The sequence below is a fragment of the Pseudonocardia alaniniphila genome, from assembly GCF_022524485.1.
GTDB lineage: Bacteria > Actinomycetota > Actinomycetes > Mycobacteriales > Pseudonocardiaceae > Pseudonocardia > Pseudonocardia alaniniphila.
In genome coordinates, this window is record NZ_JAKXMK010000019.1 from 46,735 (window position 1) to 72,046 (window position 25,312).

27 protein-coding genes are annotated in these 25,312 nt (G+C 71.6%); 10 read left to right on the top strand and 17 right to left on the bottom strand.

Annotation, left to right across the window (positions count from 1 at the left end; all coding sequences use genetic code 11):
* The first annotated feature begins 172 nt into the window (after positions 1-172).
* Entirely contained in the window at positions 173-655 is a 483-nt protein-coding gene (bldD, locus tag MMF94_RS21650) for a transcriptional regulator BldD (protein WP_169397551.1), read from the top strand.
* 127 nt (positions 656-782) lie between these two features.
* Here bldD and nusB read toward each other — a convergent pair whose 3' ends face one another.
* The 3 genes from nusB to MMF94_RS21665 form a co-directional block, all read right to left on the bottom strand.
* The gene (gene nusB, locus MMF94_RS21655; RefSeq protein ID WP_241039138.1) at positions 783-1,202 is read right to left on the bottom strand and encodes a transcription antitermination factor NusB; all 420 of its coding nucleotides are present in this window, start codon (positions 1,200-1,202) and stop codon (positions 783-785) included.
* Between the two features lie 2 nt (positions 1,203-1,204).
* Entirely contained in the window at positions 1,205-1,768 is a 564-nt protein-coding gene (gene efp, locus MMF94_RS21660; protein WP_241038955.1) for an elongation factor P, read from the bottom strand.
* Positions 1,769-1,902: 134 nt separating this feature from the next.
* On the bottom strand, positions 1,903-2,988 hold the full coding sequence (locus MMF94_RS21665) for a M24 family metallopeptidase (protein ID WP_241038956.1): 1,086 nt from the start codon (positions 2,986-2,988) through the stop codon (positions 1,903-1,905).
* Positions 2,989-3,062: 74 nt separating this feature from the next.
* On the opposite strand from MMF94_RS21665, the gene MMF94_RS21670 reads away from it, so the two are divergent.
* From MMF94_RS21670 to MMF94_RS21690, 5 genes are all read left to right on the top strand, one after another.
* The gene (locus MMF94_RS21670) at positions 3,063-3,284 is read left to right on the top strand and encodes a DUF6458 family protein (RefSeq protein ID WP_241038957.1); all 222 of its coding nucleotides are present in this window, start codon (positions 3,063-3,065) and stop codon (positions 3,282-3,284) included.
* Between the two features lie 93 nt (positions 3,285-3,377).
* On the top strand, positions 3,378-4,067 hold the full coding sequence (locus tag MMF94_RS21675; RefSeq protein WP_241038958.1) for a FadR/GntR family transcriptional regulator: 690 nt from the start codon (positions 3,378-3,380) through the stop codon (positions 4,065-4,067).
* Positions 4,064-4,972: a creatininase family protein gene (locus tag MMF94_RS21680; RefSeq protein WP_241038959.1), complete on the top strand. Its 909-nt coding sequence runs from the start codon at positions 4,064-4,066 to the stop codon at positions 4,970-4,972. The genes MMF94_RS21675 and MMF94_RS21680 overlap by 4 nt, the downstream gene beginning before the upstream one ends.
* Positions 4,965-5,822, top strand: a complete 858-nt coding sequence (locus MMF94_RS21685; RefSeq protein WP_241038960.1) for a CE1 family esterase — start codon at positions 4,965-4,967, stop codon at positions 5,820-5,822. The genes MMF94_RS21680 and MMF94_RS21685 overlap by 8 nt, the downstream gene beginning before the upstream one ends.
* Positions 5,823-5,962: 140 nt before the next feature.
* Complete coding sequence (locus MMF94_RS21690; RefSeq protein ID WP_379660598.1) at positions 5,963-7,447, top strand: AbgT family transporter; 1,485 nt, start codon at positions 5,963-5,965, stop codon at positions 7,445-7,447.
* Between the two features lie 8 nt (positions 7,448-7,455).
* Here the strand turns inward: MMF94_RS21690 and aroQ are convergent, their stop codons facing one another.
* The 3 genes from aroQ to MMF94_RS21705 all read right to left on the bottom strand — a co-directional run bounded on the left by aroQ (position 7,456) and on the right by MMF94_RS21705 (position 9,902).
* On the bottom strand, positions 7,456-7,917 hold the full coding sequence (gene aroQ / locus MMF94_RS21695) for a type II 3-dehydroquinate dehydratase (RefSeq protein ID WP_241038962.1): 462 nt from the start codon (positions 7,915-7,917) through the stop codon (positions 7,456-7,458).
* Complete coding sequence (aroB, locus tag MMF94_RS21700) at positions 7,914-8,996, bottom strand: 3-dehydroquinate synthase (RefSeq protein WP_241038963.1); 1,083 nt, start codon at positions 8,994-8,996, stop codon at positions 7,914-7,916. Before aroB ends, aroQ begins: the two co-directional genes overlap by 4 nt.
* A gap of 267 nt (positions 8,997-9,263) precedes the next feature.
* On the bottom strand, positions 9,264-9,902 hold the full coding sequence (locus MMF94_RS21705; RefSeq protein ID WP_338104296.1) for a shikimate kinase: 639 nt from the start codon (positions 9,900-9,902) through the stop codon (positions 9,264-9,266).
* A gap of 264 nt (positions 9,903-10,166) precedes the next feature.
* Between MMF94_RS21705 and MMF94_RS21710 the strand changes: the two genes are divergently transcribed.
* The gene (locus tag MMF94_RS21710) at positions 10,167-10,499 is read left to right on the top strand and encodes a hypothetical protein (RefSeq protein ID WP_241038964.1); all 333 of its coding nucleotides are present in this window, start codon (positions 10,167-10,169) and stop codon (positions 10,497-10,499) included.
* A 726-nt stretch (positions 10,500-11,225) separates the two neighbouring features.
* On the opposite strand, the gene aroC is transcribed toward MMF94_RS21710, so the two are convergent.
* Together aroC and MMF94_RS21720 are read right to left on the bottom strand one after the other, a co-directional pair.
* On the bottom strand, positions 11,226-12,398 hold the full coding sequence (aroC, locus tag MMF94_RS21715) for a chorismate synthase (RefSeq protein ID WP_241038965.1): 1,173 nt from the start codon (positions 12,396-12,398) through the stop codon (positions 11,226-11,228).
* Between the two features lie 13 nt (positions 12,399-12,411).
* A complete protein-coding gene (locus tag MMF94_RS21720; RefSeq protein ID WP_241038966.1) occupies positions 12,412-13,149 on the bottom strand; it encodes a prepilin peptidase in 738 nt (245 codons plus the stop codon).
* A gap of 541 nt (positions 13,150-13,690) precedes the next feature.
* On the opposite strand from MMF94_RS21720, the gene MMF94_RS21725 reads away from it, so the two are divergent.
* Complete coding sequence (locus MMF94_RS21725) at positions 13,691-14,137, top strand: PPOX class F420-dependent oxidoreductase (RefSeq protein ID WP_241038967.1); 447 nt, start codon at positions 13,691-13,693, stop codon at positions 14,135-14,137.
* 55 nt (positions 14,138-14,192) lie between these two features.
* Positions 14,193-15,038, top strand: coding sequence for a spermidine synthase (locus tag MMF94_RS21730; protein WP_241038968.1), 846 nt, complete (start codon positions 14,193-14,195; stop codon positions 15,036-15,038).
* Between the two features lie 9 nt (positions 15,039-15,047).
* Here the strand turns inward: MMF94_RS21730 and MMF94_RS21735 are convergent, their stop codons facing one another.
* The 6 genes from MMF94_RS21735 to shbA all read right to left on the bottom strand — a co-directional run bounded on the left by MMF94_RS21735 (position 15,048) and on the right by shbA (position 21,121).
* The gene (locus tag MMF94_RS21735) at positions 15,048-16,253 is read right to left on the bottom strand and encodes an endolytic transglycosylase MltG (protein ID WP_241038969.1); all 1,206 of its coding nucleotides are present in this window, start codon (positions 16,251-16,253) and stop codon (positions 15,048-15,050) included.
* 107 nt (positions 16,254-16,360) lie between these two features.
* Complete coding sequence (gene ruvX, locus MMF94_RS21740) at positions 16,361-16,786, bottom strand: Holliday junction resolvase RuvX (protein WP_241038970.1); 426 nt, start codon at positions 16,784-16,786, stop codon at positions 16,361-16,363.
* Between the two features lie 30 nt (positions 16,787-16,816).
* Positions 16,817-19,477 (bottom strand): alanine--tRNA ligase, encoded by a 2,661-nt coding sequence (gene alaS, locus MMF94_RS21745; protein WP_241038971.1) that lies wholly within the window; start codon positions 19,475-19,477, stop codon positions 16,817-16,819.
* 95 nt (positions 19,478-19,572) lie between these two features.
* Positions 19,573-19,884 (bottom strand): hypothetical protein, encoded by a 312-nt coding sequence (locus MMF94_RS21750; RefSeq protein ID WP_241038972.1) that lies wholly within the window; start codon positions 19,882-19,884, stop codon positions 19,573-19,575.
* Positions 19,881-20,291: a DUF948 domain-containing protein gene (locus MMF94_RS21755; protein WP_241038973.1), complete on the bottom strand. Its 411-nt coding sequence runs from the start codon at positions 20,289-20,291 to the stop codon at positions 19,881-19,883. Before MMF94_RS21755 ends, MMF94_RS21750 begins: the two co-directional genes overlap by 4 nt.
* A gap of 95 nt (positions 20,292-20,386) precedes the next feature.
* Positions 20,387-21,121, bottom strand: coding sequence for an RNA polymerase sigma factor ShbA (gene shbA, locus MMF94_RS21760; protein WP_241038974.1), 735 nt, complete (start codon positions 21,119-21,121; stop codon positions 20,387-20,389).
* 275 nt (positions 21,122-21,396) lie between these two features.
* On the opposite strand from shbA, the gene MMF94_RS21765 reads away from it, so the two are divergent.
* The gene (locus MMF94_RS21765) at positions 21,397-22,158 is read left to right on the top strand and encodes a TetR/AcrR family transcriptional regulator (RefSeq protein WP_241038975.1); all 762 of its coding nucleotides are present in this window, start codon (positions 21,397-21,399) and stop codon (positions 22,156-22,158) included.
* 88 nt (positions 22,159-22,246) lie between these two features.
* On the opposite strand, the gene MMF94_RS21770 is transcribed toward MMF94_RS21765, so the two are convergent.
* The 3 genes from MMF94_RS21770 to ddaH all read right to left on the bottom strand — a co-directional run bounded on the left by MMF94_RS21770 (position 22,247) and on the right by ddaH (position 25,149).
* Entirely contained in the window at positions 22,247-22,858 is a 612-nt protein-coding gene (locus MMF94_RS21770; RefSeq protein ID WP_241038976.1) for a dihydrofolate reductase family protein, read from the bottom strand.
* A gap of 246 nt (positions 22,859-23,104) precedes the next feature.
* Entirely contained in the window at positions 23,105-24,364 is a 1,260-nt protein-coding gene (gene rocD, locus MMF94_RS21775; protein ID WP_379660584.1) for an ornithine--oxo-acid transaminase, read from the bottom strand.
* Positions 24,361-25,149, bottom strand: a complete 789-nt coding sequence (gene ddaH / locus MMF94_RS21780) for a dimethylargininase (protein WP_241039140.1) — start codon at positions 25,147-25,149, stop codon at positions 24,361-24,363. Before ddaH ends, rocD begins: the two co-directional genes overlap by 4 nt.
* Positions 25,150-25,312 lie beyond the last annotated feature (163 nt).

The window sequence follows — 25,312 nt, forward strand, 5'->3', positions numbered from 1 at the left end:
GAGCGCATGATTACTCTCCGTATTGATTGATTGCTCCCAGGGTGGCCGCGGTTGCGGGGGGCACCACCCCGGGACGGGACCCGGCGCACCACCGACGCGTCGGACGACACCCGCACCACCGGTACGAATTCGGTCCCGCGGCCGATGAACCAGCAAGTGAGGAGGTCGCCAGATGGGCGACTACGCCAAGGCGCTCGGCGGCAAGCTCCGGGCCATCCGGCAGCAGCAGGGGTTGTCGCTCCACGGCGTCGAGCAGAAGTCCGGTGGCCGCTGGAAGGCGGTCGTGGTGGGCTCCTACGAGCGCGGTGACCGCGCGGTCACCGTGCAGAAGCTGGCCGAACTGGCCGACTTCTACGGCGTGCCCGTCGCCGAGCTGCTTCCTGAGGGTCGTGTTCCCTCCGGTTCCGAGCCGGCCACGAAGATCGTCATCAACCTGGAGCGGTTGCAGCAGCTGCCTGCCGACAAGGTCGGGCCGCTGGCACGCTACGCCGCCGCCATCCAGAGCCAGCGCGGCGACTACAACGGCAAGGTGCTCTCGATCCGCGCCGAGGACCTTCGGTCGCTGTCGATCATCTACGACATGACGCCGGGCGAGCTCACCGATCAGCTCATCGAGTGGGGCGTGCTCCCACCCGAGGCCCGTCCCACCGCATAACCCGCCCCCTGCCCATCGGCGCGCGGGCGCCGATGGGCTGCGGTCGTTGCGGCTCCGGGCGCATGCGCACCGGCGCAACTGTGTGCTGCGCCGGTTAAGGCCCCGCGCGCTCGTCCGCTGCCGCTGGTCAGCGAGTGGCGCGCAGGTGCTCTGCGATGTCGGCGATACGCCCCAGCACGCCGTTCAGGTATCGCGGGCTGTCGTCGGTGGACAGCGTGCGAGCCAGCTCGACGGCCTCCGTGATCGCCACCGGGTCGTCGATCTCGTCCACCCACAGCAGCTCGAACACCCCGATGCGCAGCAGCGTGCGGTCGACGGCGGGCATCCGCTCCACCGTCCAGCCCTCGGCGTGCTCGGCCAGCAACTGGTCGATGCGATCCCGGTGCTCCACGACGCCCTCCACGAGCATCGCGGCGTAGTCGGAGACGGGGGGCGCGTCGTCGGTCTCCCGCCGCTGGGTGAGCACCGCGAGCGGGTCGTCGCCGCGCGCCTCCGACTCGAAGAGGATGTCGAGCGCCCGCTTACGAGCCCTCGTCCGCGCCCGGATCATCAGCTTGATACGCGGCCGAGGTAGCGCCCGTCGCGGGTGTCCACCTTGACCTTCTCGCCGGTGGTGACGAACAGCGGCACCTGGATCTCGGCGCCCGTCTCCACGGTGGCGGGCTTGGTGCCGCCCGTGGAGCGGTCACCCTGCAGACCAGGGTCGGTGTGGGAGATCACGAGCTCGACCGACGCAGGCAGCTCGACGTACAGCGCGACGCCCTCGTGCAGCGCCACCATCGCCGACTGGTTCTCCAGCAGGTAGTTCGCCGCGTCGCCCACGGTGCCCTCGGGGATCGGGATCTGGTCGAAGGTGTCGCCGTCCATGAAGACGAAGTCGGCGCCGTCGCGGTAGAGGAAGGTCATGTCCCGCCGGTCGACGGTGGCGGTGTCCACCTTCGTGCCGGCGTTGAAGGTCTTGTCGACGACCTTCCCGGTGAGCACGTTCTTCAGGGTGGTGCGCACGAAGGCGCCGCCCTTGCCCGGCTTCACGTGCTGGAACGCCGTGACCGACCACAGCTGGCCGTCCAGGTTGAGCACCAAGCCGTTCTTCAGGTCGTTCGTGGTGGCCACGTGCGGGATTCTCCTGCGTCTCTACGGGGGCGTCGGTCGGCTCGAGGGTTCCGCAGTGCGGGACTGCCGTAAACGCGCCGGGTGTGCTGAGTGAGCGGCGCCTGATCGCGCCGTCGTCCGCGACAAGCCTACCGCTAGAGCTCCAACAGTTCCTTGCTGGTGCGGGTGAGCAGGTCCGGCTCTCCGTCGCGGACGACGAGGGTGTCCTCGATCCGCACCCCGCCTCGCCCCTCGACGTACACACCGGGCTCGACGGTCAGCACCATCCCGGCTGCCAGCGCGCCGGTGCCGGTCCTCGCCAGTGCCGGCGCCTCGTGGATCTGCAATCCCACACCGTGGCCGAGGCCGTGCACGAACTCGGCACCCCGCCCCGCCGCGTCCACCACGCTCCGCGCAGCCTCGTCCACATCGGACGTCGCGGTGCCCGGGGCGAGCGCCGCGCGACCGGCGGCCTGCGCCGCCGCGACGAGTTCGTACATCTCCCGCTGCCAGGCGGCGGCGGGGCCGAGCACGACGGTGCGGGTCATGTCCGAGTGATAGCCGTCGACGAGCGCCCCGAAGTCCAGCGTCACCAGGTCGCCGGCTCGCAGCTGCGTGTCCGTGGGGCTGTGGTGGGGCACCGCGGAGTGGACGCCCGCCGCCACGATCGTCTCGAAGGCCGGACCGGTGGCTCCGTGGTCGCGCATGCGACTCTCCAGGTCGAGCGCGACCTCCCGTTCGGTGCGGCCCGGCCGCAGTCCGCCCGCGGCCATCAGGTCGGCCAGGGCTGCGTCAGCTGCGGCGCAGGCCGCCCGCAGCGTGGCGATCTCCCCGTCGTCCTTGACCGTGCGCAGACGCTGCACGAGCCCGGGCGCTCGGTGCAGCTCCAGGCCGCCGCCCGCCTCGACCAGCGCCGCGTGGCCGTCGACGGTGACCGAGTCGGACTCGAACCCCAGCCGGTCCACGCCCCACTCACGACACCATGCGACGAGCGCGAGGGCACAGGGCCGGTCGATCACGGTCTCCAGGTCGGGTACCTCCGCCGCGGCCTGCACCCGGTAACGGCCGTCGGTGCACAGGCGGCTGTGGGAGTCGCCGTCCCCGTGCACGAGCAGCGCCGCATTGGACCCGGTGAAACCGGTGAGATAGCGGATGTTCACGAGGTCGGTCAGGAGCAGTGCGTCGACGCCGGCAGCAGGGAGCAGCTCGCGCAGGGCGGCGCGACGCGACGAGGAGGACATCCCCGCACTTTACGACCACCGCCGCGCTCGTCCGCCGATGTGTCCGTGCGGCGATCACGGGGTACGAGGTGACCATGAGAATCGGAACGAGCATCGGCCTGATCGCGATCGGACTGATCCTGGCCCTCGCCGTCCGGGTCGATCTCGGGGGCCTCGACCTCCAGCTCATCGGCTGGATCCTCGCCGTCGTCGGCGTGGTCGGACTCGTGGCCAGCCTGCTCATCGCCCGGCAGAGCCGCCCGGTGATCACGCGCGACGAGGTGCATCCGCCGCACGTCCACGACCACCGCTACTGATCGTCGGAGTACCGGCCCCGCTCCGACGGGCGTCACACGGCCTGATCCGCTCGCCATCTTGACCATGAAGCGGCTAAGTGATTTAGTCACTTAATGCCTCGCGCCGAGCGGACCCTGTCCGAGCAACTATCCGACGACATCGTCGAGATCATCCGGGAAGAGCGCCTCGGCCCCGGCGACGCGCTCGCTCCCTCGCGCGATCTCGCGCGCCGCCTCGACGTCACCACGCCGACGCTCCGCGAGGCGCTGCGCCGGCTCGAAGCCACCGACGTCGTGCAGTTCCGGCACGGCTCGGGCACCTACGTGGGCCCGGGCATCCACCGCAGGCTGCTGGCCAACCCGCACGGACCGCGCATCGACCGGGAGACCGTGCTCGAGCTCGTCGAAGCGCGCCTCGTGCTGGAGCCCGCTATCGCCGCGGCCGCCGCACGCACGCGTGCCGAGGAGGGCATGCGGCAGCTGGAGGCGGCTGTCACGAACGCGCTGCAGCCCCCGGTGCGCGACGTGCGTCCCGCCGTGCACTTCCACGTCGCGCTCGCCACCGCGAGCGGCAACGCGCTGCTGCGCGAGACGCTCGAAGCGCTGATGCACGTCCGGGCGCTGGACCAGATCGAGATCCGCCACCGGTACGACGACCGGGAGCGCGACCACGCCGAGCACGTCCAGATCCTCGACGCCGTCCGGAGCGGCGACGAGGAGGCCGCGGAGCGCATCACGCGCGAGCACCTGATGGCGATCCGGGACGTCATCGCGGCCACCGATCTCCCCCGGTCGGGCGAGTGAGCCGACCGATGCGGCTGGGCGACATGACCACCGCGGAAGCGGCCGATGCGGTGACCACGAGCCCTGTCGTGATCATCCCCGCCGGGGCCTTCGAGCAGCACGGGCCCGGGATGCCGCTCGCCACCGACCAGATCCGGGCCGAGGCGGTGGTCGAGAACGTGGTCGCCGAGCTGGGCGGGCGGGCCGTGATCGGGCCACCGCTTCCCGTCGGCGTCTCCCCCCACCACGCCCGCTTCTCCGGCACGGTCACCCTCACCACCACGACATTCGCCGCGCTGGTACGCGAGTACGCCGACAGCCTGTACCGCCACGGCTGGCGGAAGGTGCTCGTGGTCACCGGGCACGGCGGCAACAACGCCACCCTCACCACCGTCGCCCAGGACCTGCTCACCACCCATCCCGACCTGCAGTTCGCCTGGACTCCCATCACAGCGCTCGCCTCCGACGTCATCGCGGGGATGCAGATCAGCGAGGTGCACGGGCACAGCGGCGAGGCAGAGACAGCCCAGATGCTCTTCCTGGCTCCCCACCTGGTGCACACGGACCGACTCGTCGCGGGCGCCCATTCCCGCGCCGGCCTCGGTCCGCTCCCCCGCCTGGCGCTGCGTGGCGGCGCTCCCACCCTGACCGCCCGCTACGACCTGCTCAGCGCGAACGGCGTGCTGGGCGATCCGCGGCGGGCCACCTCCGATGACGGGGCAGCGATCGTCGACGCCGTCGTGCGCCGGATCGTCGCCTTCGTCGAGGAGTGGCTGATCACCGAGATCGAAGGAGGCAACGATGGGAAGCAGGACAACTCGTATCGTCGGAGTGCTGGGGGCCACCCTGGCGGGGCTCGCCCTCATGGGGAGCTTTCTCGCCCCGCCCGCAATGGCGTCGCCGCCACCCCGACCAGCGATGAGTGACGCCGCCGGGTGCCGGTCGTCGCCGGACCAGAAGCCCGGCACCAGCGTCCTGCACACGATCCACAGCGGCGGGCGCGACCGGACCTACCAGCTGCATCTGCCGAAGGACTACAGCGCGAAGAGTTCGTGGCCGCTGATCATCGCGTTCCACGGTCGCGGCAACACCGGTGCGGGCACCGAGGAGTTCTCCAAGCTCTCGACACTCCCAGCCGTTGTCGCCTACCCCAACGGCGTGGTGGGCACCGGGGGCGGAGACCGTCAGGCGTGGGAAGGCGCGCCCTACGCCGCGGCCGGAGTGGACGACGTGGCGTTCACCGGGGACCTGCTGGACTCGCTCGAGAAGACGCTGTGCGTCGACAAGCAGCGGGTCTACGCCACCGGGAAGTCCAACGGTTCCGGGTTCACCGGGATCCTCGCCTGCCGCATGGCCGACCGGTTCGCCGCGATCGCTCCGGTCGCGGGTGCCTTCTACGGACAGACCGGCAACTACTGCCATCCGTCCCGCCCGGTGCCGGTGATCGAGTTCCACGGCACCGCCGACGCGACCATCCCGTACGGCGGCGACGCCGACCGGGACCTTCCGGCGATCACGGACTGGGTCGCGGCCTGGGCCAAGCGCGACGGGTGCAACGCCAAGCCCGTCGAGAAGTCCCTCGGGGCGGATGTCACGGAGTCGCGCTGGACGGGCTGCAAGGGCGGGGCGGAGGTCCGCCACGTCGCCGTCAAGGGTGGCGGGCACACCTGGCCGGGCGCTGACGTCCACAGCGGCGGTGGCGTCACGACCCAGACCATCGAGGCGCACGAACTGATCTGGCAGTTCTTCAGCCGGTTCCGGCTGCCCGCGAGCTGACCCCGCTCGCACGACCCCGCCCATCGCCGACGGTGATCGATCGAGGAGACGCCATGACCACCCGAGTCCCCGAGGACTCCGGCGCCCCCGCAACGCTTGTGAAGGTTGCAGAGCCCCGGTTACCACTGATCATCCGCGCGATGGGCGGGATCGAGCGGGTCGGCAACGCCCTGCCCCACCCGTTCTGGCTGTTCTGGATCCTGTCCGGGATCCTCGCGGTCGCCAGCGCCGTGCTCGCCGGTATCGGCGTGTCGGTGGTGTCGCCGAGCGACGGGGAGACCGTCACCGTTCGGAACCTTCTGAGCGGTGACGGTCTGGCCATGGCCGTCTCCACGATGGTCGACAACTTCGCGTCGTTCCCCCCGATGGCCACCATCGTCGTGGTGATCATGGGCGTGGCGGTGGCCGAGCGCAGCGGCTTCCTGGCGGCGCTGATGCGGGTGAGCGTCTCGCGGGTGTCGGCGTCGTGGGTGGTCTTCGCCGTCGCCTTCGCCGGCACGGTGGCCCACGTCGCCTCCGCGGCCGCGTACATCATCCTGGTGCCGCTCGGGGGCCTCGCCTTCCGTGCCGTGGGCCGCTCCCCGATCCTCGGCATCGTCGTCGCCTACACCGCCATCGCCTCCGGGTACGACGCGAGCCCCGTCCCGACCCCGAACGACGCGATCTTCGCCGGCATCACCACCGCGGCGGCCCGGATCGTCGATCCCGACGCGTACGTCTCCCCGCTCAGCAACTGGTTCTTCAACATCGCCTCCTCACTCGTGCTCGCCGTGGTGATCACGCTGGTGACGAAGTTCGTGCTCAGCCGCAGGCCGGACCTCGACGCCGACCCCGACGCCGACCTGGAGGACATCGGGTCGCTCAGCCTCAGCGCCGCGGAACGTTCCGGCGTGCGCCGGGCGCTGGCCGCCCTGCTGGCCGCGCTCATCGTGCTGGCGCTCGTGATGGTGCCTGTCTCCTCACCACTGCGCGGCGACGGCGGCAGCATCGTGGACTCCCCGCTGCTCGACGGGATCGCCGCCGTGGTGGCGTTGCTGTTCGGCCTGGTCGGCATCGTGTACGGCCGGCGATCCGGCTCGATCACCAAAGCGAGCGACGTCCCGAACCTGATGCTGCAGGGCATCAAGCAGATGGCCCCGGTGCTGGTCCTCTTCTTCGCGATCGCCCAGTTCCTCGCCTACTTCGACTGGAGCCACATCGGCGACGTCATCGCGGTGGAGGCTGCCGAGGCACTGCAGGCCAGCGGCGCGCCCATCGTGGTCGTGTTCCTGCTGATCCTCGTCCTTCTGACGCTGGTCAACATCATGGTCACCAGCGGCTCGGCCATGTGGGCCGTGTCGGCTCCGGTGATCGTCCCGATGTTGATGCTCGTGGCCGTCCCGCCGGAGACCACCCAGGCGCTGTTCCGGATCGCCGACTCGGGATCCACCGCGATCACGCCGATGAGCCCCTACTTCCTCATGGCGCTCGGTTTCCTGCAGCGCTACCGCAAGAACGCCGGTATCGGGACGCTCGCGTCCTACACGCTCCCGCTGGCCGTCGCGATGACCGTGGTGTGGACCCTGCTGTTCCTGGCCTGGTGGTGGATCGGTATCCCGCTCGGGCCCGGCGCGCCCGTGCGGTAGCCGGGCCGTCAGGCCTGCTCGGCCCCGGCGATCCAGCGCAGCGCAAGTGCATAGCCGTCGACACCGAGCCCGACGATCACTCCGCTCGCCACCGCCGAGATGTAGGAGTGGTGACGGAACTCCTCACGGGCGTGCACGTTGGTGATGTGCACCTCCACCAGCGGGGCCGTGAGCTGGGCGCACGCATCGCGCACGGCCACGGAGGTGTGGGTCCACGCCGCGGCGTTGAGCACCACGGGGGTGGCGGCGTCGGCGGCCTCGTGCAGCCAGCCGAGCAGCTCTCCCTCGTGGTCGGTCTGCCGGACCTCGACGGCCAGGCCGACCTCGCCGCCCGTGCGCTTGCACAGGGCCACGAGGTCGGCGTACGTCGTTGCGCCGTACAGGGCGGGTTCCCGGGTACCGAGCCGGCCGATGTTCGGCCCGTTCAGCACGAGCACGGACCGCAGCTCGCTCGCCGGGACATCGCTCACTGGGACACCGCCGCGTACGCCTTCTCCAGCAGCTCGGGTGCCGGCCCCTCCAGGCGGCCGGGTGCCGCGACCCCGTCCAGCACGACGAAACGCAGCTTCCCCCCACGCGTCTTCTTGTCCCCACGCATCGTCTGCACCAGCTCGGGCAGCACTCCGGGGACGTAGGCGACCGGCAGGCCGATCGACTCCAGGATCGCGCGGTGGCGGGCCACCGTGGCGTCGTCGAGCCTGCCGGCCGCGTGCGAGAGCTCCGCGGCGAACACCATCCCGACGCTCACCGCCGCCCCGTGGCGCCAGCGGTAGTCCTCGCGCCGCTCGATCGCGTGGGCCAGCGTGTGGCCGTAGTTGAGGATCTCCCGCAGGTGCGACTCGCGCAGGTCCGCAGCCACGACGTCGGCCTTCACCTGGATCGAGCGACGCACGAGCTGCGGGAGCACGTCTCCGGAAGGGTCCAGCGCGGCGACGGGATCCTCCTCGAACAGATCCAGGATCACCGGGTCGGCGATGAACCCGGTCTTCACGATCTCCGCGCTCCCCGCGGCCAGCTCGGAGGGAGGCAGCGTGTCGAGCACGGCCAGGTCCACGAGCACCGCGGACGGCTCGTGGAACGCGCCGACGAGGTTCTTCCCGGCCGGGGTGTTGATACCGGTCTTGCCGCCCACCGCCGCGTCGACCATGGCGAGGAGGGTGGTGGGCACGTGGATCACCCGCACCCCGCGCATCCAGGTGGCGGCCACGAAGCCGGCGAGGTCGGTGGCCGCCCCACCGCCGAGGGACACGACCATGTCGGCGCGCGTGAGACCGATGCGGGCACAGACCTCCCAACAGAACCCGGCCACCGCGAGCGCCTTGCCGTCCTCGGCGTCGGGCACCTCCACGCGGTGCGCGTCGACACCGGCGGCGGCGAGCTCACCGCGCAACTGCTCGGCGAGCTCGGCGAGCGCCGGCTGGTGGACGAGCGCCGCGACGGTGGCGCCGTGACCCGCCACGGTGCCCGCCAGCTCGGCCCGCACACCCCTGCCCACGAGCACCGGATACGGCCGCTCGCCGGCCACCTCGATCCGTACGGTCTCGATCACGCAACCTCCTCGCTGAGGCTCATCGGCCGCGTTCGCAGAGCTGCTGCGCCCGACGGTTCACTCGCAAGCTCGCTCACCCAACCTCCTCGCTGACGCTCGCCGGCCACGTCCGCAGAGCTGCCGCGCCCGACGGTTCACTCGCAAGCTCGCTCACGTACCCACCCCGCTGACGCTCGCCGGCCACGTTCGCGCAGCTGCCGTTGCAGATGGTTCGCTGCCACCCTACTGAGGGCCGGACCCCCGCCCGGACGCACCGGGTGGGCGCGCTCAGGGCTGCCGACCGGCCCCCGGGAGCACACCGGGATCGGGGAGCATGGCGCTCTCGTGCGGAGTGGGCCGGTCCAGCGGATCGTCGGGATCGACCGGTTCCTCGGGCGCCGACGCCGGCAGCTCCCCGAGCGCCACCAGCACCGCCCGCGCCACCTGGTTGGCGCTGCGCCGGTCGGTCTCGACCTCGACCGTTGCGACTTCCCGGTAGAGCGGGGCACGCGCGTCGAGCAGCGCCTTGAACGTGGCCCGCGGGTTGACCCCGGCCAGCAGCGGGCGCGCGGTGGACATGCCCGTGCGGCGCAGCCCGTCCGCGAGCCCGACGGTGAGGTAGACGACCCGGTGGTCCCGCAGCTTCTCGCGGGTGGCCGCCGCGAGCACAGAGCCACCGCCCAGCGCGAGCACGCCGTCGGTGCCGGCCAGAGCCTCGATGACGACCTCGTGCTCCATCGCGCGGAACGCGTCCTCCCCGTCCTGCAGGAAGATGTCGGCGATCGGCTTCCCTGCCCGCTCGACGATGAGCGCGTCGACGTCGGTGAACTCCACAACGAGCCGTCGCGCAAGCACCCGGCCGACGGTGGTCTTGCCCGCGCCCGGCGGACCGACGATGACCATCGTGGGACGTGTTTCGAGACTCACCGGCCTCAGGGTAGTGACTGCCGCGGATGTTCATGGAGGCCCTTGGTAGAACGACCATGGGGGCCAGATACCCTGCGATCACTGCGGCGAATACCTGCGATCTCTGCGGCTTTGCCGGATTGTGCGGAAACGGCACGTGGGGTTGCGCGATCGGAGTGCTGGATGAACGACGTCGGGGGCGGACAGGGCGGTCGGGGAGCATCCGGCGGCGGAGCACGGCGGCCGGTGGACCGCCGGTTGAGCCATCACCAGGACAAACCTCCCGTGCTGCGTACGGGAGATGACCCGCCACCACCGGCGCGCGAGCAGCTCCCCCTCCCCCGACGGCGTCGGCAGGCCCACCTGGAGCCGCAGCTGCGCAACCCGGGAAACAACGAGGCAGGCACGCCCTTCGCCGCGTTCGCCACACAGGCACCTGCCCCGGAGGCAGCTCCCCGGGAGGACCCCCAGCCGGAGCCCAGCACCCCACCCTCCGGCTCCGACGTGGCTGCCGCATTCCACTCCGCCACCCGGCGCGGGCGGCTGCACCGGCGCCCACAGTTCTTCGAGGGCAGGGGCGGCGGACGGACGCCGCCGCCGGAGGACCAGGCGCGGTAGGTCCCCGGCGAGCTGATCGAGGTCCCGTCCGGAGTGCGGTCTCCTGCGGCGCCGGCCGACCTGATGATCACCGGATCGGGTGAAATCACGACATGGAGCGGCCGAGCGGTCGCGGCGCGACCTGCGGCCGCTTCGGCACGGTCATGGTCCCGGCCCGGTTCTCAGGGCCGAACAGCAGCGTCGCGGTGTGGGGGCCACAGCAGCGGGTGCGCACACATCCACGATCGCTGATCGGGGACGCGCAACCGTTCTGACCCGGTCGCCGGACCACAACCGGCGATCAAGGACGGACACTCGGCCAACCCCGGGCGAAGATCATCGATTCGGGACTCGCCGCCGCCCATAGCGCTGTTGCCTGTCCCCAACTAATGATCAAGCCCGGTATTCGGGCCGAGGTGGGATCCGGCCACCCGATCGCCGGCGGTCGGACACCACCACAACCGGCGGGTGCAATTCCGCGCTGCCGGACAATCAAGATCATCAATTCGGGACCGCCGGTCACATATCGCGCCACGCCCGGTCCACAGCTGATGATCAAGCCCGGACGCTTCACACTGCGGACAGGAACCGACCCGCCCACGCCCACCACCGCGGGGCCCAATCCAGGGCCAGCGCCGATCACGATCATCAGTGGGGGCCGCCAGCCGCACATGGCGCGGTTGCCGGTCCCGACCAATGATCCAGGCCACCACTCGGCCGGCCCCGAGCTCACGAGCCCGTCAACGGTCAGTGGTGGTCGGCGTCCCGGTAGGCACGGAGGTTGCGGCGGGTCTCGGCGAGCGAGTCGCCGCCGAACTTCTCCAGCGCCGCGTCGGCCAGCACCAGGGCGACCATCGCCTCGGCCACCACGCCCGCCGCGGGCACCGCGCACACGTCGGAGCGCTGGTGGATGGCCTCAGCGGGCTCTCCGGTCGCGATATCCACCGTCTGCAGGGCACGGGGCACCGTGGAGATCGGCTTCATCGCCACCCGCACCCGGACGGGCTCGCCGTTGGACATGCCGCCCTCGATGCCTCCGGCCCGGTTCGACAGCCGCTTCACCGGGTCGCCGGGGATCATCTCGTCGTGCGCCGCACTGCCCCGGCGGCGAGCGGTGCGGAACCCGTCGCCGATCTCGACGCCCTTCATCGCCTGGATGCCCATGAGCGCACCAGCGAGCCTGGCGTCGAGCCTGCGGTCGGACTGCGCGTACGAGCCCAGTCCGACGGGCAGGCCGTAGGCGATGACCTCCACCACGCCGCCGAGAGTGTCGCCGTCGCGCTGTGCGGCGTCGACCTCGGCCACCATCGCCGCGGTGGCGGCCTCCGAGTACGCGCGGACCGGGCTGGCGTCCACGCGCTCCAGGTCGTCGGGACCGGGCTGCTCGTCGTCGGGCGCCTCAGCGGCCCCGAGAGCGACGACGTGGGAGACGATGGCGACGCCCAACGCCTGATCGAGGAACGCCTTGGCCACGGTGCCCAGCACCACCCGCGAAGCCGTCTCCCGGGCGCTGGCGCGCTCGAGTACGGGACGGGCGTCATCGAAGCCGTACTTGATCATTCCGGCCAGATCTGCGTGGCCCGGGCGCGGCCGGGTGAGCGGCGCGTTGCGGGCCCGGCCCGCGATCAGCTCGGGGTCGACGGGGTCGGCTGCCATCACCGTCTCCCACTTTGGCCACTCGGTGTTGCCGATCCGCACCGCGACCGGGCCGCCCTGGGTGACCCCGTGGCGCAGACCGCCGATCACCTCCAACTCGTCGGCCTCGAACTTCATCCGCGCGCCCCGGCCATAACCCAGGCGGCGGCGGGCCAGCTCGGCGGCCAGCTCCTTGGTGGTGACCTCGACGCCGGCGACCATGCCCTCGAGCACGGCGACCAGCGCGGGACCGTGAGACTCCCCTGCGGTGATCCAACGCAACACGCTGCCGATTCTCTCACCCCCCTGCATCGGCAGCCGTTGCCGCACCCACGGCCGCCAGCCACGAGGTGACCAGCCAGGTGGCCGCGAGCATCGACGGTCCGTGCGGCAGCGCCGCTCGACGCCCGAGCCTGCGGGTGGAGATGCCGGCGATGCCCAGTACCGCGGTGAGCGCCGCGGCCAGGAGCGCCGCCAGAACCAGCGCGGGCCATCCGGCGGCCGCCAGCACGGCGCCGAGTGGGGCTGCGAGCTTCACGTCACCAGCGCCCATCGCGCGCGGGACCGCGAGATGGACGGCACCGTGCGCCCCTACGGCCACGGCGGCACCCGCGAGCCCGTGCAGGACCGCTGTGGGGCCCAACGGAAGCAGGAGCAGCAAGGCTGCGGGGAGCGCCGGAAGCGTCAGCGCGTCGGGCAGTCTGCGGTGCGCCAGGTCGACCGCACCGGCCGCGACGCCGAACCACGCGAGCGCGAGGAGCACGGGCACCCACGCCGCCGGGACCACCCCGCCCGCCCAGGCCGTGGCGACCGCCGCCCACAGCACGCCCACCGCGATCTCGCACCATGGCGGCGGAATCCGTGCGCCGCGCCGCAGCCACCCCAGGAGACGTCGCGCGACACCGCCGGCCGCTGCACCGGCAACCCCGGCACAGATCCCCACAGCCCCCACGGTTGTCACGTCGAGCGCCCGGAACACCACGGCCGCCACCGCCGCCAGGCCGGCCACCGACGCACCGGCCGACAGCCGGCTCACCGCCCCGGCACCCTCACGCACCGCTGCACACACCGGACCGGCCCTCCATCCCCAGGACCCGAACCTGGGCCCACGACCGCCCCAGCACCGCCACGCACCGAGCCGGCCTTGCCCTGACACCCGCCGGGCCGGGACCGAGCCTGCGATTCCTGACAACGCTCACGTCGAACGACCGCCCACAGCACCTCCGCACCGCCACCCGCCGGCCCCTCGCTCCCCCGTAGCCCAGCTCGAACCGCCGCCTTCAGAACGCCCCAGCACCGACCAGGACCGAACCGGACGCGGCCGGTGCCCAGAACCCCGCCACCGCCGCAAGCGCCGTCTCACACCCGGCACCAGCGGCCGGCCGGCCCCACCGCTGCCGCACCGCTCGTCATTCGCCACACCGTGATCGTCGGGGTCGCCGGGGACGCCCACCACCGCCCGCTCGGATCTGTGGATGACTGACCTACGAGGTGGACAACCACGCTCCGAGCGCGACCACCGGATCCGGGAACGTTGGCATGATCCGGTGGTCACGTCCGCAGATCCGAGGAGAAGCATGTCGGCGAGCACGACCATTGACCCCGCCCTGCTCGAGCTGTTCACCCAGCAGCCCAACGGCATCCTCATCACCCTGAAGCGGGATGGCCGGCCGCAGTCGTCCGTCGTCACCCACGCGTTCGACCTCGAATCGAGGACGCTGCGCATCTCCATCACCGACGGCCGCGCGAAGACGCGCAACCTCCGCCGCGACCCTCGCGCCACCTACCACGTCAGCCGGGCCGACTACGGCGGCTACGTCGTCGGTGAGGGCATTGCGGCGCTCAGCCCCGTGGCCACCGAACCCCACGACGACACGGTCGAGGCCCTCGTGGGCTACTACCGCGATCTGCGCGGCGAGCACCCCAACTGGGACGAGTACCGCGCGGCCATGGTGGCCGACGGCCGGGTGATGCTCACGTTGCGGCTCGACCACGTCTACGGCTGGGCCCGGCCCACCGGCTGACGGGCCGAGGGAGCAGGATCGAGGGGTGAGCGGGCGGCCGGAACGAAGGGAGCGCGTGGCGCGCGCGGTAGTGGACGCCGAGGTCGACCATGGCTACGCCCAACTACTGGGCGACCCCGATCGGCCACAGGGGTGGACGCTGCTCCTCGACGGCACCGCGCAGTCGCACGTCGACCTCGACGATCCGACACATCTGGAGTTCGAGTACGTACGCCGCCTGGGCCACGTCGTCGACCTGATGGCGCCGCAGGCGGTGCCGCAGCGGGTGCTGCACCTCGGCGGCGGGGCATGGACCCTGGCTCGCTACGTCGCCACCACGAGGCCGCGGTCCACGCAACAGGTCATCGAGGTCGACGCGGCGCTCGTGGACCTCGTGTCCTCCCGGCTGCCGGCCGACGGGCTCGGGATCGACGTGGTCGTCGGCGACGCGCGGGCCATGCTCACCCGGGCCGTGCCCGGCTCGGTCGATTTGCTCGTGCTCGACGTCTTCGCCGGCGCCCGCACCCCGGCCCACCTGACGTCCACACAGTTCCTCGAGTCGGCGGCGGCCGCGCTCGCGCCCGACGGCGTGTACGCGGCCAACGTCGCCGACGGCGGGGATCTGCGGTTCGCGCGGAGCCAGGTGGCCGCCGCCGTCGCGCGCTTCACCGACGTGGCGGTACTCGCCTCGCCGGACGTGCTCCACGGGCGGCGGTTCGGCAACCTCGTGCTCATCGGCAGCGCGGCCGAGCTCCCCGTGGACGGACTGGTGCGACGAGCGGCGGGCGACCCGTTCCCCGCCACAGTGCTCGCGGGCGATGACGTCCGGCGGTTCGCTGCGGACGCCTGCCCGCCCTCCGACCGCGCGGCTACCCCGTCGCCGCTCCCCCCGCCGGGGTTCTTCGGCCGCCCACCAGCATGACGCCCGGCGTCAGAACGCGCCGTTGGCGCGTGCCTCCGCCACGTTGGCCGCGTGCTCGGCGAAGGTCGCAGCGAAACACGAGGTGCCGTCCTTCTGGCAGCGGACGAAGAAGTGCCAGGGCCCTGGGGTCGGCTCCAGGGCCGCCTTGATCGCTTCTGCGCCGGGCGCGGCGATCGGGGTGGGCGGGAGGCCGGCCACGACGTAGCTGTTGTAGGGGCCGGGGCGCGCCCTGTCCTCGGGGGTGGTGCGCAGGGCCTGCAGGTCGAGCGGGTAGTTCACCATCGAGTCGAGCTCGAGGCGCTGACCGGCTCCGAGCCGGTTGTAGATCACCCGGGCCACCCTGGGCATGTCGGGGGTGATGGCCTCCTTCTCCACGAGCGAGGCGATGGTCAGCACGTCGTACGGGGTGGATCCGATGGCTTGCGCGCCCGACACCAGGCCGGAGGCCTCGAGGCGCGTGTCCGAGGCGGCGAGCAGGCTGCGCAGCACGTCCACGGCCGAGGCGCCGGGCTCGACGCTGTAGATGCCCGGCATCAGCAGGCCTTCCAGCCGACGGACAGGGTCGGCCTTCTCGACGCCTTCGAGCGCCCACGCCGGAACGCCGAGCGCAGCTGGGTCGGTGTCGACCATCGCTGCGCGCAGCGCGTCGACCGAGGCGCACTGCTGCGTGCCGTCCACTGTGTAGCAGCTGGCCTTCGAGATCAGGCTGAGCACGCCAGGGGCGACCGTGCCGTCGGGCGCGCGCGTGTCATCGAGCTGCACCCCTCCCCGGATCTCCAGCTGGCCCACCCGCGATACCGGGTCGAGCAGCAGCGACACGGCTGACGCCCCCGACATCCGAGACCGCATCTGGTAGTAGCCCGGCTGGACCGACCGGATCCGGCTGTCCTCCGCCGCGGCCTCGTTGAACGCCTGGACGCTCGCGACCACCCCGCGCTGGGTCAGGGTGCTGCCGATCTGGGTGGTCGAGTCGCCCGGTTTCACCTGCGCGATGACCGAACCGGAGCCGTCACCGTCGAAGTCGGGCGTGGAGAACAGCGACGAGAACACGTAGTAGCCGCCGCCCGCGATGGCGCCGAGCAGCAGGAGCACCGCGAGCAGCAGGACGCCGCCGCTGCGGCGCCGTCGGCGGGTGGCGGCCCGCTGCCGCCCCCGTGGGGGCGGCGGCGGCTCGTCCTGCGGGCCCGGGTACACGCCGATGGGTCCGGTTGCCACCGAGTCGTCCGCTGCACCACTGTGGTGAGGCGGTACTCGCTGGTCCCAACCGTCCGAGGTCACGGTTCCGACAGTATCGATGGCTCCGAGGAACCTGCAGAGCCGGGTCAGCGACGGCGCGCGGCGTCCAGCCAGCCCTGCAGAATCGCCACGGCAGCGGCCTGGTCGACCACCGCGCGCTGCTTACGGCCCTTCACACCACGCTCACGCAGCTGCTGGGTGGCGACGACCGTGGTGAGCCTCTCGTCGGACAGCTCGACCGGCACATCCACGACCGACGCCAGCCCGGCAGCGAAGTCGCGCGCCGCTTCGGCAGCAGGCCCCTCCCGCCCGGCCAGCGTGCGTGGCAACCCCAGGACGATGCCGACGACCTCGTGGTCGGCGACCAGCCCGGCGATCGCCGTCAGGTCGCTGCCGCCCGCGACGTCGCGCGGGACGGTGACGAGCGGCGTGGCCAGCACTCCGTCCGGATCGGACAGAGCAACCCCCACACGCACCGCTCCGACGTCGATGCCGAGCCGCCGTCCCCTCACACCGCCACCGTCACGTCCGGGGTCCGCCGGTCAGTTGCGCAGGGCCGAGCGCAGAGCCCGCACGGCGTCCGGAATACCGGCCGGGTCGGTGCCACCGCCCTGCGCCAGGTCCGCCTTGCCGCCGCCCCGGCCACCGACGGCCGCAGCGAACGTGGGGATCAGCGCGCCCGCAGCCAGGCCGCGGTCGCGGGCGGCAGCCGTGGTGGCTACCACGAACGAGACCTTCTCGCCGTCGCCGGAGAAGAGTGCGACGACTCCCGGCTGGGAACCGAGCCGGCCCCGGACATCGGAGGCCAGCGCACGGAGGTCGTTGCCGGCCACCCCGTCGGGTGCAGCCACCGCGACGAGCGAGACCCCGTCGATGTCCTCGGCGCCTGCGGCGAGGGCCCCGGCCGAGGCCAGCACAGCGTCGGCACGCACCTTCTCGAGGTCGCGCTCGGCCGTGCGCAGCCGCTCGATCAGGCCGTTGATCCGCTCCGGGAGCTCCTCGGGGCGCGCCTTCAGCTGGTCGGCCAGCGTGGAGACGAGCAGGTGCTCCTTCGACAGATGGCGGAACGCGTCGAGCCCGACGAGCGCCTCCACGCGTCGCACGCCGGAACCGATCGAGGCCTCCGACAGCACCTTGATCATGCCGATCTCACCGGTGCGCCCGACGTGGGTGCCACCGCAGAGCTCGCGCGAGTAGTCACCCATGTCGACCACCCGGACGCGGTCGCCGTACTTCTCACCGAAGAGCATCATCGCGCCGAGGCGCTTGGCCTCGTCCATCGTGGTCTCGTAGGCCTCGACCTCACGGTTCTGCTGCAGGACCGTGTTGACCTCGTCCTCGATCTCGGCGAGCGCGGCCGGTTGGACGGCGCCGGTGGGCGAGGTGAAGTCGAACCGCAACCTGCCAGGGGCGTTGAGCGAGCCGGCCTGTGCGGCGGCGGTGCCCAGCGCGCCACGAACACCGGCGTGCACGAGGTGTGTGGCGGTGTGCGCCCGCGACACCGACGCACGCCGCGACCGGTCGACCTCGGCCACGACGGCGGCGTCGAGCGACACCTCACCGGCGACGACGACGCCGCGGTGCACCCGCAGCCCGGCGACCGGCGACTGCACGTCATCGACGCGGACGGTGAACGACGCCCCGCGCAGCTCACCGGTGTCGGCCTGCTGACCGCCCGCCTCGGCGTAGAACGGGGTGCGGTCGAGCACGACCTCCACGTGCTCGCCCTCCCGCGCGGCGGCCACCGGCACGCCGTCGACGAGCAGGCCGACGATCGTGGCCTCGGCGCTGAGCTCGGTGTACCCGAGGAACTCGGTGACGCCGTGGGTGTCGAGCACAGTGCGGTAGATGGATCCGTCGCCGTGGCCGACCTTGCGCGTGGCGGCGTCTGCCTTGGCCCGGGAGCGCTGCTCGTTCATCAGCGTGCGGAAACGGTCCTGGTCGACCTCGAGGCCCGCCTCGGACGCCATCTCGAGGGTGAGGTCGATCGGGAATCCGTAGGTGTCGTGCAGCTGGAACGCCCGGTCCCCTGGCAGCACGAGCCCGCCGCTGCGCTTGGTCTCCGCCACGGCGGTGTCGAAGATGCGCGAGCCCGCGCTGAGCGTGGCGAGGAACGCCTCCTCCTCGGCCTCGACGACCGCGGAGATCCGCTCGAAGCCGCTGACGAGCTCCGGGTAGGTCGGCGCCATCTCGTCGCGCACGACCTCGGCGAACGACCGGAGCACCGGCTCGTTCACCCCCAGCAGCCGCGACGAGCGCACGATGCGCCGCAGCAGCCGGCGCAGCACGTAGCCACGGCCCTCGTTGGAGGGCGTGACCCCGTCGCCGATGATCATCACGCCGGACCGCGCGTGGTCGGCGATCACGCGGAACCGGACATCGTCGGTGGCGTCGACGCCGTAGCGACGGCCGGAGAACTCCTCGGCGCGGGTGATGACAGGGCGCACGAGGTCGGTCTCGTAGACGTTGTCGACGCCCTGGAGCAGGTACGCGACCCGCTCGACTCCCATGCCCGTGTCGATGTTCTTGTGCGGCAGCGCTCCGATGGGCGGATGCCCGTCCTTCGGGCTGAGCTCGCCGCGGACGTCCTGCATGAAGACGAGGTTCCAGATCTCCAGGTACCGGTCCTCGTCGGCCTCGGGCCCGCCCTCGCGGCCGTGCTCGGGCCCCCGGTCGTAGTAGATCTCGGACGACGGACCGCCCGGGCCGGGCACGCCCATGTCCCAGTAGTTGTCCTTGCCGTCACGACGCTGGATGCGCTCCAACGGCAGCCCGGCGATCTTCCGCCAGAGCTCGATGGCCTCGTCGTCGTCGCGGTACACGGTGACCCAGATGCGGTCGGGGTCGAAGCCGTAGCCTCCGGCGTCCTGGCTGCTGGTGATCAGGTTCCAGGCGTGCTCGATCGCGCCGGCCTTGAAGTAGTCGCCGAACGAGAAGTTGCCGGCCATCTGGAAGAACGTGTTGTGCCGGGTGGTGCGCCCGACCTCGTCGATGTCGCCGGTGCGCACGCACTTCTGGATGGAGGTGGCGCGCGCGTAGGGCGGCGGCACCTCGCCGAGGAAGTACGGCTTGAACTGCACCATGCCTGCGTTGACGAACAGCAGGTTGGGGTCGTCGAGGATCAACGACGCGCTGGACACCTTGGTGTGCCCGGCGGCGACGAAGTGGTCGATGAAGCGACGGGTGATCTCGTGGGTCTGCACGGCGGTGCTTCCTGGTGGGTACGACGAGGGAGGCCGTCTCCAGTCTCCCTCAGGGGCGGGGACGCGGATCGGCAGGGGAGGGCGCAGCGGCGCCGCTACTCCCCTGCCCTGCGCGCTCGCGCGCCCGGCCGCACCACAGGATACGGCTCGTAGATGGCTTCCCTCATCGTCGGCAGGCCACCACCGGTGCGGCGTTCCACGAGGTCGGTGAGCTCCTGCTCGCGTGCGACCATCCCGGCCCGCACCTCCGCGCCGAACGCGCCGAGGCCGGCACCGACCTCGCGCAGGCCGTCGGCGATGTTGGCCCCGACCCCGGCGGGGGTGAGGCTGTGGGCCGCGGCGCTGGCCCGCCGAGTGACGTACGCGCCCGCGGCGATCCCGAGCCCGAGCCAGAACAGCCTGCTCACCGGCGTCCCCTCCGGCGGCCGAGGCGGCCGCGCCGCGAGTGGGCACCGGCATCGCGGCCCGCCCGCCGCGCCTTGACGGCCTTGTTCAGGCCGTAGGAGAACGCGGCGGCGCGGACGAGCGGACCGCCCAGCGTGGCGGTGAACAGCGACGTGAGCACGGAGATGTTGCTCGTGACCGTGCGCGCGCTGGAGGTGATGCCGTCGACGCGCTCGAGCTGCGTGTTGACCTGGTGCAGCGTGGTCTGCGCGTTGTCCAGCAGCGGCGCGCTGCCCTCGTGGGCCTTGCGGATCGCGATCGTGGCCTCGTCGAGCGTGCGGGACAGCTTCAGCAACGGAACGGCCAGCAGCAGGACGAGCACCACGAAGGCCCCAGCCGCGATCAGTGCCGCGATCTGGCCTGCTGACACGACGCCTCCCCATACCCGTCCGACCCGAAGTTGATCGCGGACAGGTTACTCCCCGGCCGTCACGGACGAGCTGGAGGCCCGGCATCTCCCACGGCTCACTCCTCGTCCGGTTCCTCCTCACCGTCCTCCACGAAGAAGCCGGCCAGGATCCGGCGCAGGCGGTTGAGTGCGCGGTGCTGGGTGACCCGCACGGCCCCCGGCGTCGAGCCGACGGCGTGGGCCGTCTCCTCGGCGCTCATCCCGACCGCAATGCGCAGCACCAGTACCTCGCGCTGGCGCGGGGTGAGGTGGCACAGCAGCCCGACGAGACGCTCGGTGAGCTCGGCTGCGAGCAGGTGCTGCTCCGGGCCGTCGTGCACGGCCGGAACGTCCGGCAGGTCGGCCATGGGCTCCGAGCGGTTGCGGCTGATGGCCCGGAACGCGTCGGTCACCTTGTGCGCTGCGATTCCGTAGACGAACGCCCGGAACGACAGCCCCCTGATCGTGTAGCCGGGCAGCGCGTTGACGACGGCCAGGCAGACCTCCTGGGCGATGTCGTCGGCCGAGCCGATGACGGTCTCCTGGCGGCCGAGCCGTCCGCGGCAGTAGCGCAGCACGAGCGGATGGATGGCCGTGAGCAGCCTGTCCTTCGCCCGCGGCTCTCCTGCCACGGCCTCTGCGACCAGGAGGTCCAGCAGTGCCGGCTCGGCTGCCTCCTCCTGTGCGTCCTGTGTGGAGCTTTCCGTTGCCGCCCGTAGTCGGACGGCGCGATACGGCTCTGCCGGCCCGCGCTGGGCCGGGACCAGGCCGGATGATCCCCCCGTGTCGACCGCCACTGCGAGGGCGCTCATCGGGTTTCACCTGTGATTGCAACGACGTGGCGCTCAACAGACAACATGCTGGGTCCCCTCCCTGCACCGGCGCCTCACCGGTGTGACGCGTCTGCCGCCTGCCCTCCGTTGGGCGTGGTGGCGGGTCGTGCCGTCGTACTCAGGAGAAACCGGACAGCCGACAGATACCTGCGATCCCCCGACGGCAGGGCCGACGTCCGATGTCGCCTCGTGCCTTCGCACACCTGCCGTGCCCAGCAAGGTGATCGAAGTCGTTCTACCTTCAAGTACGCAGTTTGGGTGACACCCCAAGTTGGAGTCAAGAGAAGTTCGACGGACGGTTAGTTACTCTCCGGTCAATGCCTGCGACCGATCAACCCCATCCGCGCGATCCGCGCGCCCGAGCGGCACAAACGAAGCGTGATCGAACACGCCGAGCGTTACTCGATGCCGCCGACACGGCGTTCGCCTCACACGGCTGGGCGAACGCGAGGATGGAAGACATCGCTGCCGCCGCGGGTGTGAGTGCGGCCACCGCGTATAACCATTTTCCGACAAAGCATGCGCTCGTCGGACACATCTTCCGGCCGGTCGTCCTGCCCCTCCTGACGCAGGCGCAGCAGGACGTCGCGACGGCCCGATCCATGGTCGACGCCCTGTGTGACCAGGTCAGCAGCCTGACACTGATCACCTTCCGGTTCCGGTCGCTCACCGCGTCCTTCTGGTCGGCCGTGCAGGAGTACACGATCAGGGTCGCCGGGCCCGCCGACCCCGCCGACGAGATCGATCCCCGAATCCTGGCACCCGTCCCCGTCCCTATTCAGATGCTCATCGAGCACGGGCAGGGAACCGGAGAGCTGCGACCATTCCCGAGCGCCGTCGAAGTGAGCGGGCTGATCGTCAACATGGCATTGATCCGAAGCGTCAACCGGCCGCAGGAGTCGGCGGAGTTCACGTGCGAGATGTTACTGACCGTAATGTTCGGCATGCTCCGACCGGAACTGCTCGTCGACGCGGGCGACGACGGACGGCCGTTCCGCAACCGGCTCCGACCGTGATTCCATCCGCGCGTGCCGCTCGGCGACGCCGCGGTCCCGTTGAGCGCTTCTTCCAGCCGTGGCCGGCCGGAGACCGTGGATGCGCCTACTACTCGGTTCGGTACGTGCCGTAGTCGGGCAGCTCCGCCGATTCGTACGTGTGCACGGTGAGACCTGCCGCCGTGGTGCCGTTGCTGACGAGTCGCAGGCCGGTGCGCGCCGCGCCGTCCGGGAACAGCCGCCTGCCGGAGCCCACCACGAGGGGGGCGATCATCAACCGGATCACGTCGATCAGCCCGGCACTCAGCAGCGACTGGGCAAGCCGCGCGCTGCCGTGGATCTGGAGCTCCCGGCCAGGCTGCCGCTTGAGCTCGGCGACCTGCGCCAATACATCTCCGGACAGGATCGTCGTGCGCGCCCAATCGGCCCGGCGCAGACTCTGGGATGCCACGTACTTGGGCATGCTGTTCATCTTGCCGGCGAACGGGTCGTCCGGATCGGAGAGCGGCCAGAAGCTCGAGAAGCCGGCGTAGGTACGAGCGCCGAACAAGCACGCATCCGCCTCGTCGAACCACGACCCGGCCACCTGGAAGAAATCCTCGTCCAGGTAGGGCATGAGCCAGCCGCCGCGTGTGAACCCGTCGCTGCTGTCCTCGTCGGGAGACCCAGGGCTCTGCGAGACACCGTCCAGCGACAAGTACCCCGTCAACGTCAATCTCACCAGGCTTCTCCTCGTCCGCGGCACCGGCGCACTGGCCACGCCGGGGACCGGCGCCGTCCGGGAAGCTCGTCGGCACGCCAGGGGGCCGGCCGCCTTCCCCGAGCGTGCCGACCCACGCTTGCTGATCTTAACGGCGCACCGGGGCGCCGGACGGGACTCACGTCCGGCGCCCGGCTTGCCCGTGTCGTCTCCTACCGCCGGTTCGGCGAGAAGATCACGCCTGTGGTGGCGGCGGTCGGGACGGACTCAGCGCAGCTCAGCCAGCGCACCGGCCAGCGCGTCGACCGCGAACGCCACTTCGTCCTCGGTGATCACCAGCGGCGGCGAGAGCCGGATCGTGGAACCGTGTGTGTCCTTGACCAGCACGCCACGCCGGAGGAGTGCCTCGCCGACGTCCCGCCCGCTCCCCAGCCGCGGGTCGACGTCGACACCGGCCCAGAGACCGCACCCGCGCACGGCGACCACGCCGTCGCCCACGAGCCCCGCCAGCCGCCCCTGCAGCACATCGCCCAGGCGGGCCGCCCTGGCGAGCATCCCCTCCGGACCGGTGTCGGTCAGCAGCTCGATCACGGCCCGGCCGACCGCACACGCGAGGGGGTTGCCTCCGAACGTGCTGCCGTGCTGCCCCGGCCGCAGCACCCCGAGCACCGCGTAGTCCGCGACCACGGCCGACAGGGGCACGATCCCGCCGCCGAGGGCCTTGCCGAGCAGGTAGACGTCGGCGTCGGTTCCCGCGCCGCGGGTGGCCAGCACGTGCCCGGTGCGCCCGAGGCCGGACTGCACCTCGTCGGCGATGAACAGCACGCCCGTCTCGTCGCAGATCTCGCGGACCGCCGCCAGATATCCGGCAGGTGGGACGCCCACGCCCGCCTCGCCCTGCACGGGCTCGATCAGCACCGCGACCGTGTCGGGTGTGATCGCGGCGCTCAGCGCGTCCGGATCGCCGTAGGGGACGATGTCGAAGCCGGGAGTGAACGGCCCGAACCCGCCGCGGGCGTCCGGGTCGGTGGAGAAGCTGACGATGCTGATGGTGCGCCCGTGGAAGCCGCCGTCCGCGACGACGATGCGCGCGCGTCCGGGAGGTACGCCCTTCACCTCGTAGCCCCACTTGCGCGCGACCTTGAGCCCGCTCTCGACCGCCTCGGCGCCGGTGTTCATCGGCAGGACGAGCTGCTTGCCGACGAGCGCGGCGAGCTCCGCGCAGAACGGGCCGATCTGGTCGCTGCCGAACGCGCGGCTGGTGAGGGTCACGCGGTCGAGCTGGGCATGGGCCGCTGCGATCAGCGCGGGGTGGCGGTGGCCGAAGTTCAATGCGGAGTAGCCGGCCAGGCAGTCGAGATACCGGCGGCCCTCCACGTCGGTGACCCAGGCGCCTTCGGCGTGCGCGACCACCACCGGCAGGGGGTGGTAGTTGTGTGCCGAGTGCTCCTCCATGAGGAGCTCGTGGTGTGCGGTGGCGTTCCCGCCCGCGGCGCCGGTCGCCGTGCCGTCCTCGATGATCGTCATGGCCGTACCTCCAGCGTGCAGCACTTGGGTCCGCCGCCGCCCTTGAGCAGCTCGGACATCTCGACCGGGACAGGGACGAACCCGCGCGCGGCGAGCTCGGCGGCGAGCCGGGTCGCCTCCGCGGGCAGGACGACGTGCCGGCCGTCGCTCACGGCGTTGAGCCCGAGCACCGCGGCGTCGGCCGGGTCGGCGACGAGCGCACCGGGGAACCGCTCGCGCAGCACAGCCTGGGACTCCGGGGTGAACGCCTCCGGGAGCCAGGCGATCGTGTCCTCGTCGAGCACCGCCATCGCCGTGTCGAGGTGGTAGTAGCAGGGATCGACCAGCTCGAGCGACACCACGGGCCTGCCCAGCACGGCTGCGGCCTCGGCATGGGCTCGCGGGTCGGTGCGGAACCCGGTGCCGGCGAACACCACGGCGCCGGCCCGGCCGCCCAGCACGAGCAGATCGCCCTCCCCCTCGTTCACGAACTCCGGCTCGACGACCCGCGTGAAGCCGGCGGCCCGGAACCACTCGCGATGCGCAACGGCCTCCGCGGCCCGCTCGCGGTGGCGAAACCGTGCGCCGAGCACGACACCGCCGACGACGGTGGCGCCGTTGGCCGCGTAGACCATGTCGGGCAGGCCCGGGACGGGATCGAGCAGGTCGACCCGGTGGCCGAGGTCGAGGTAGGTGCGACGCAAGGCGTCCCACTGGGCCATCGCCAGGTCGCGGTCGACCGGGACGCCTTGGTTCATCCACGGGTTGATCGCGTACTCGACGGCGAAGTGCACCGGCGCGCACATGAGGTAGTGGCGGCGGGTGGCGGTGCGCTCGGCGGGTTCGCTCGGGCGGGGCAGGACGCTGGTCACGGGCTCGCTCCACGAGGTGTACGGGGGTGGCCGCGGCGTCGGGACCGGGACGCTCATCAGGCTAGGAACGGCACGGACGCCGGACAATTGCGAAGCG

Bases quoted from the DNA above. Each gene is read 5' to 3' on its own strand.
- bldD (WP_169397551.1), top strand. From the start codon at position 173: ATGGGCGACTACGCCAAGGCGCTCGGCGGCAAGCTCCGGGCCATCCGG.
- MMF94_RS21665 (WP_241038956.1), bottom strand. From the start codon at position 2,988: ATGTCCTCCTCGTCGCGTCGCGCCGCCCTGCGCGAGCTGCTCCCTGCT.
- MMF94_RS21670 (WP_241038957.1), top strand. From the start codon at position 3,063: ATGAGAATCGGAACGAGCATCGGCCTGATCGCGATCGGACTGATCCTG.
- MMF94_RS21675 (WP_241038958.1), top strand. From the start codon at position 3,378: ATGCCTCGCGCCGAGCGGACCCTGTCCGAGCAACTATCCGACGACATC.
- MMF94_RS21685 (WP_241038960.1), top strand. From the start codon at position 4,965: ATGAGTGACGCCGCCGGGTGCCGGTCGTCGCCGGACCAGAAGCCCGGC.
- MMF94_RS21690 (WP_379660598.1), top strand. From the start codon at position 5,963: ATGGGCGGGATCGAGCGGGTCGGCAACGCCCTGCCCCACCCGTTCTGG.
- MMF94_RS21725 (WP_241038967.1), top strand. From the start codon at position 13,691: ATGTCGGCGAGCACGACCATTGACCCCGCCCTGCTCGAGCTGTTCACC.
- shbA (WP_241038974.1), bottom strand. From the start codon at position 21,121: ATGAGCGCCCTCGCAGTGGCGGTCGACACGGGGGGATCATCCGGCCTG.
- rocD (WP_379660584.1), bottom strand. From the start codon at position 24,364: ATGACGATCATCGAGGACGGCACGGCGACCGGCGCCGCGGGCGGGAAC.
- ddaH (WP_241039140.1), bottom strand. From the start codon at position 25,149: ATGTGCGCGCCGGTGCACTTCGCCGTCGAGTACGCGATCAACCCGTGG.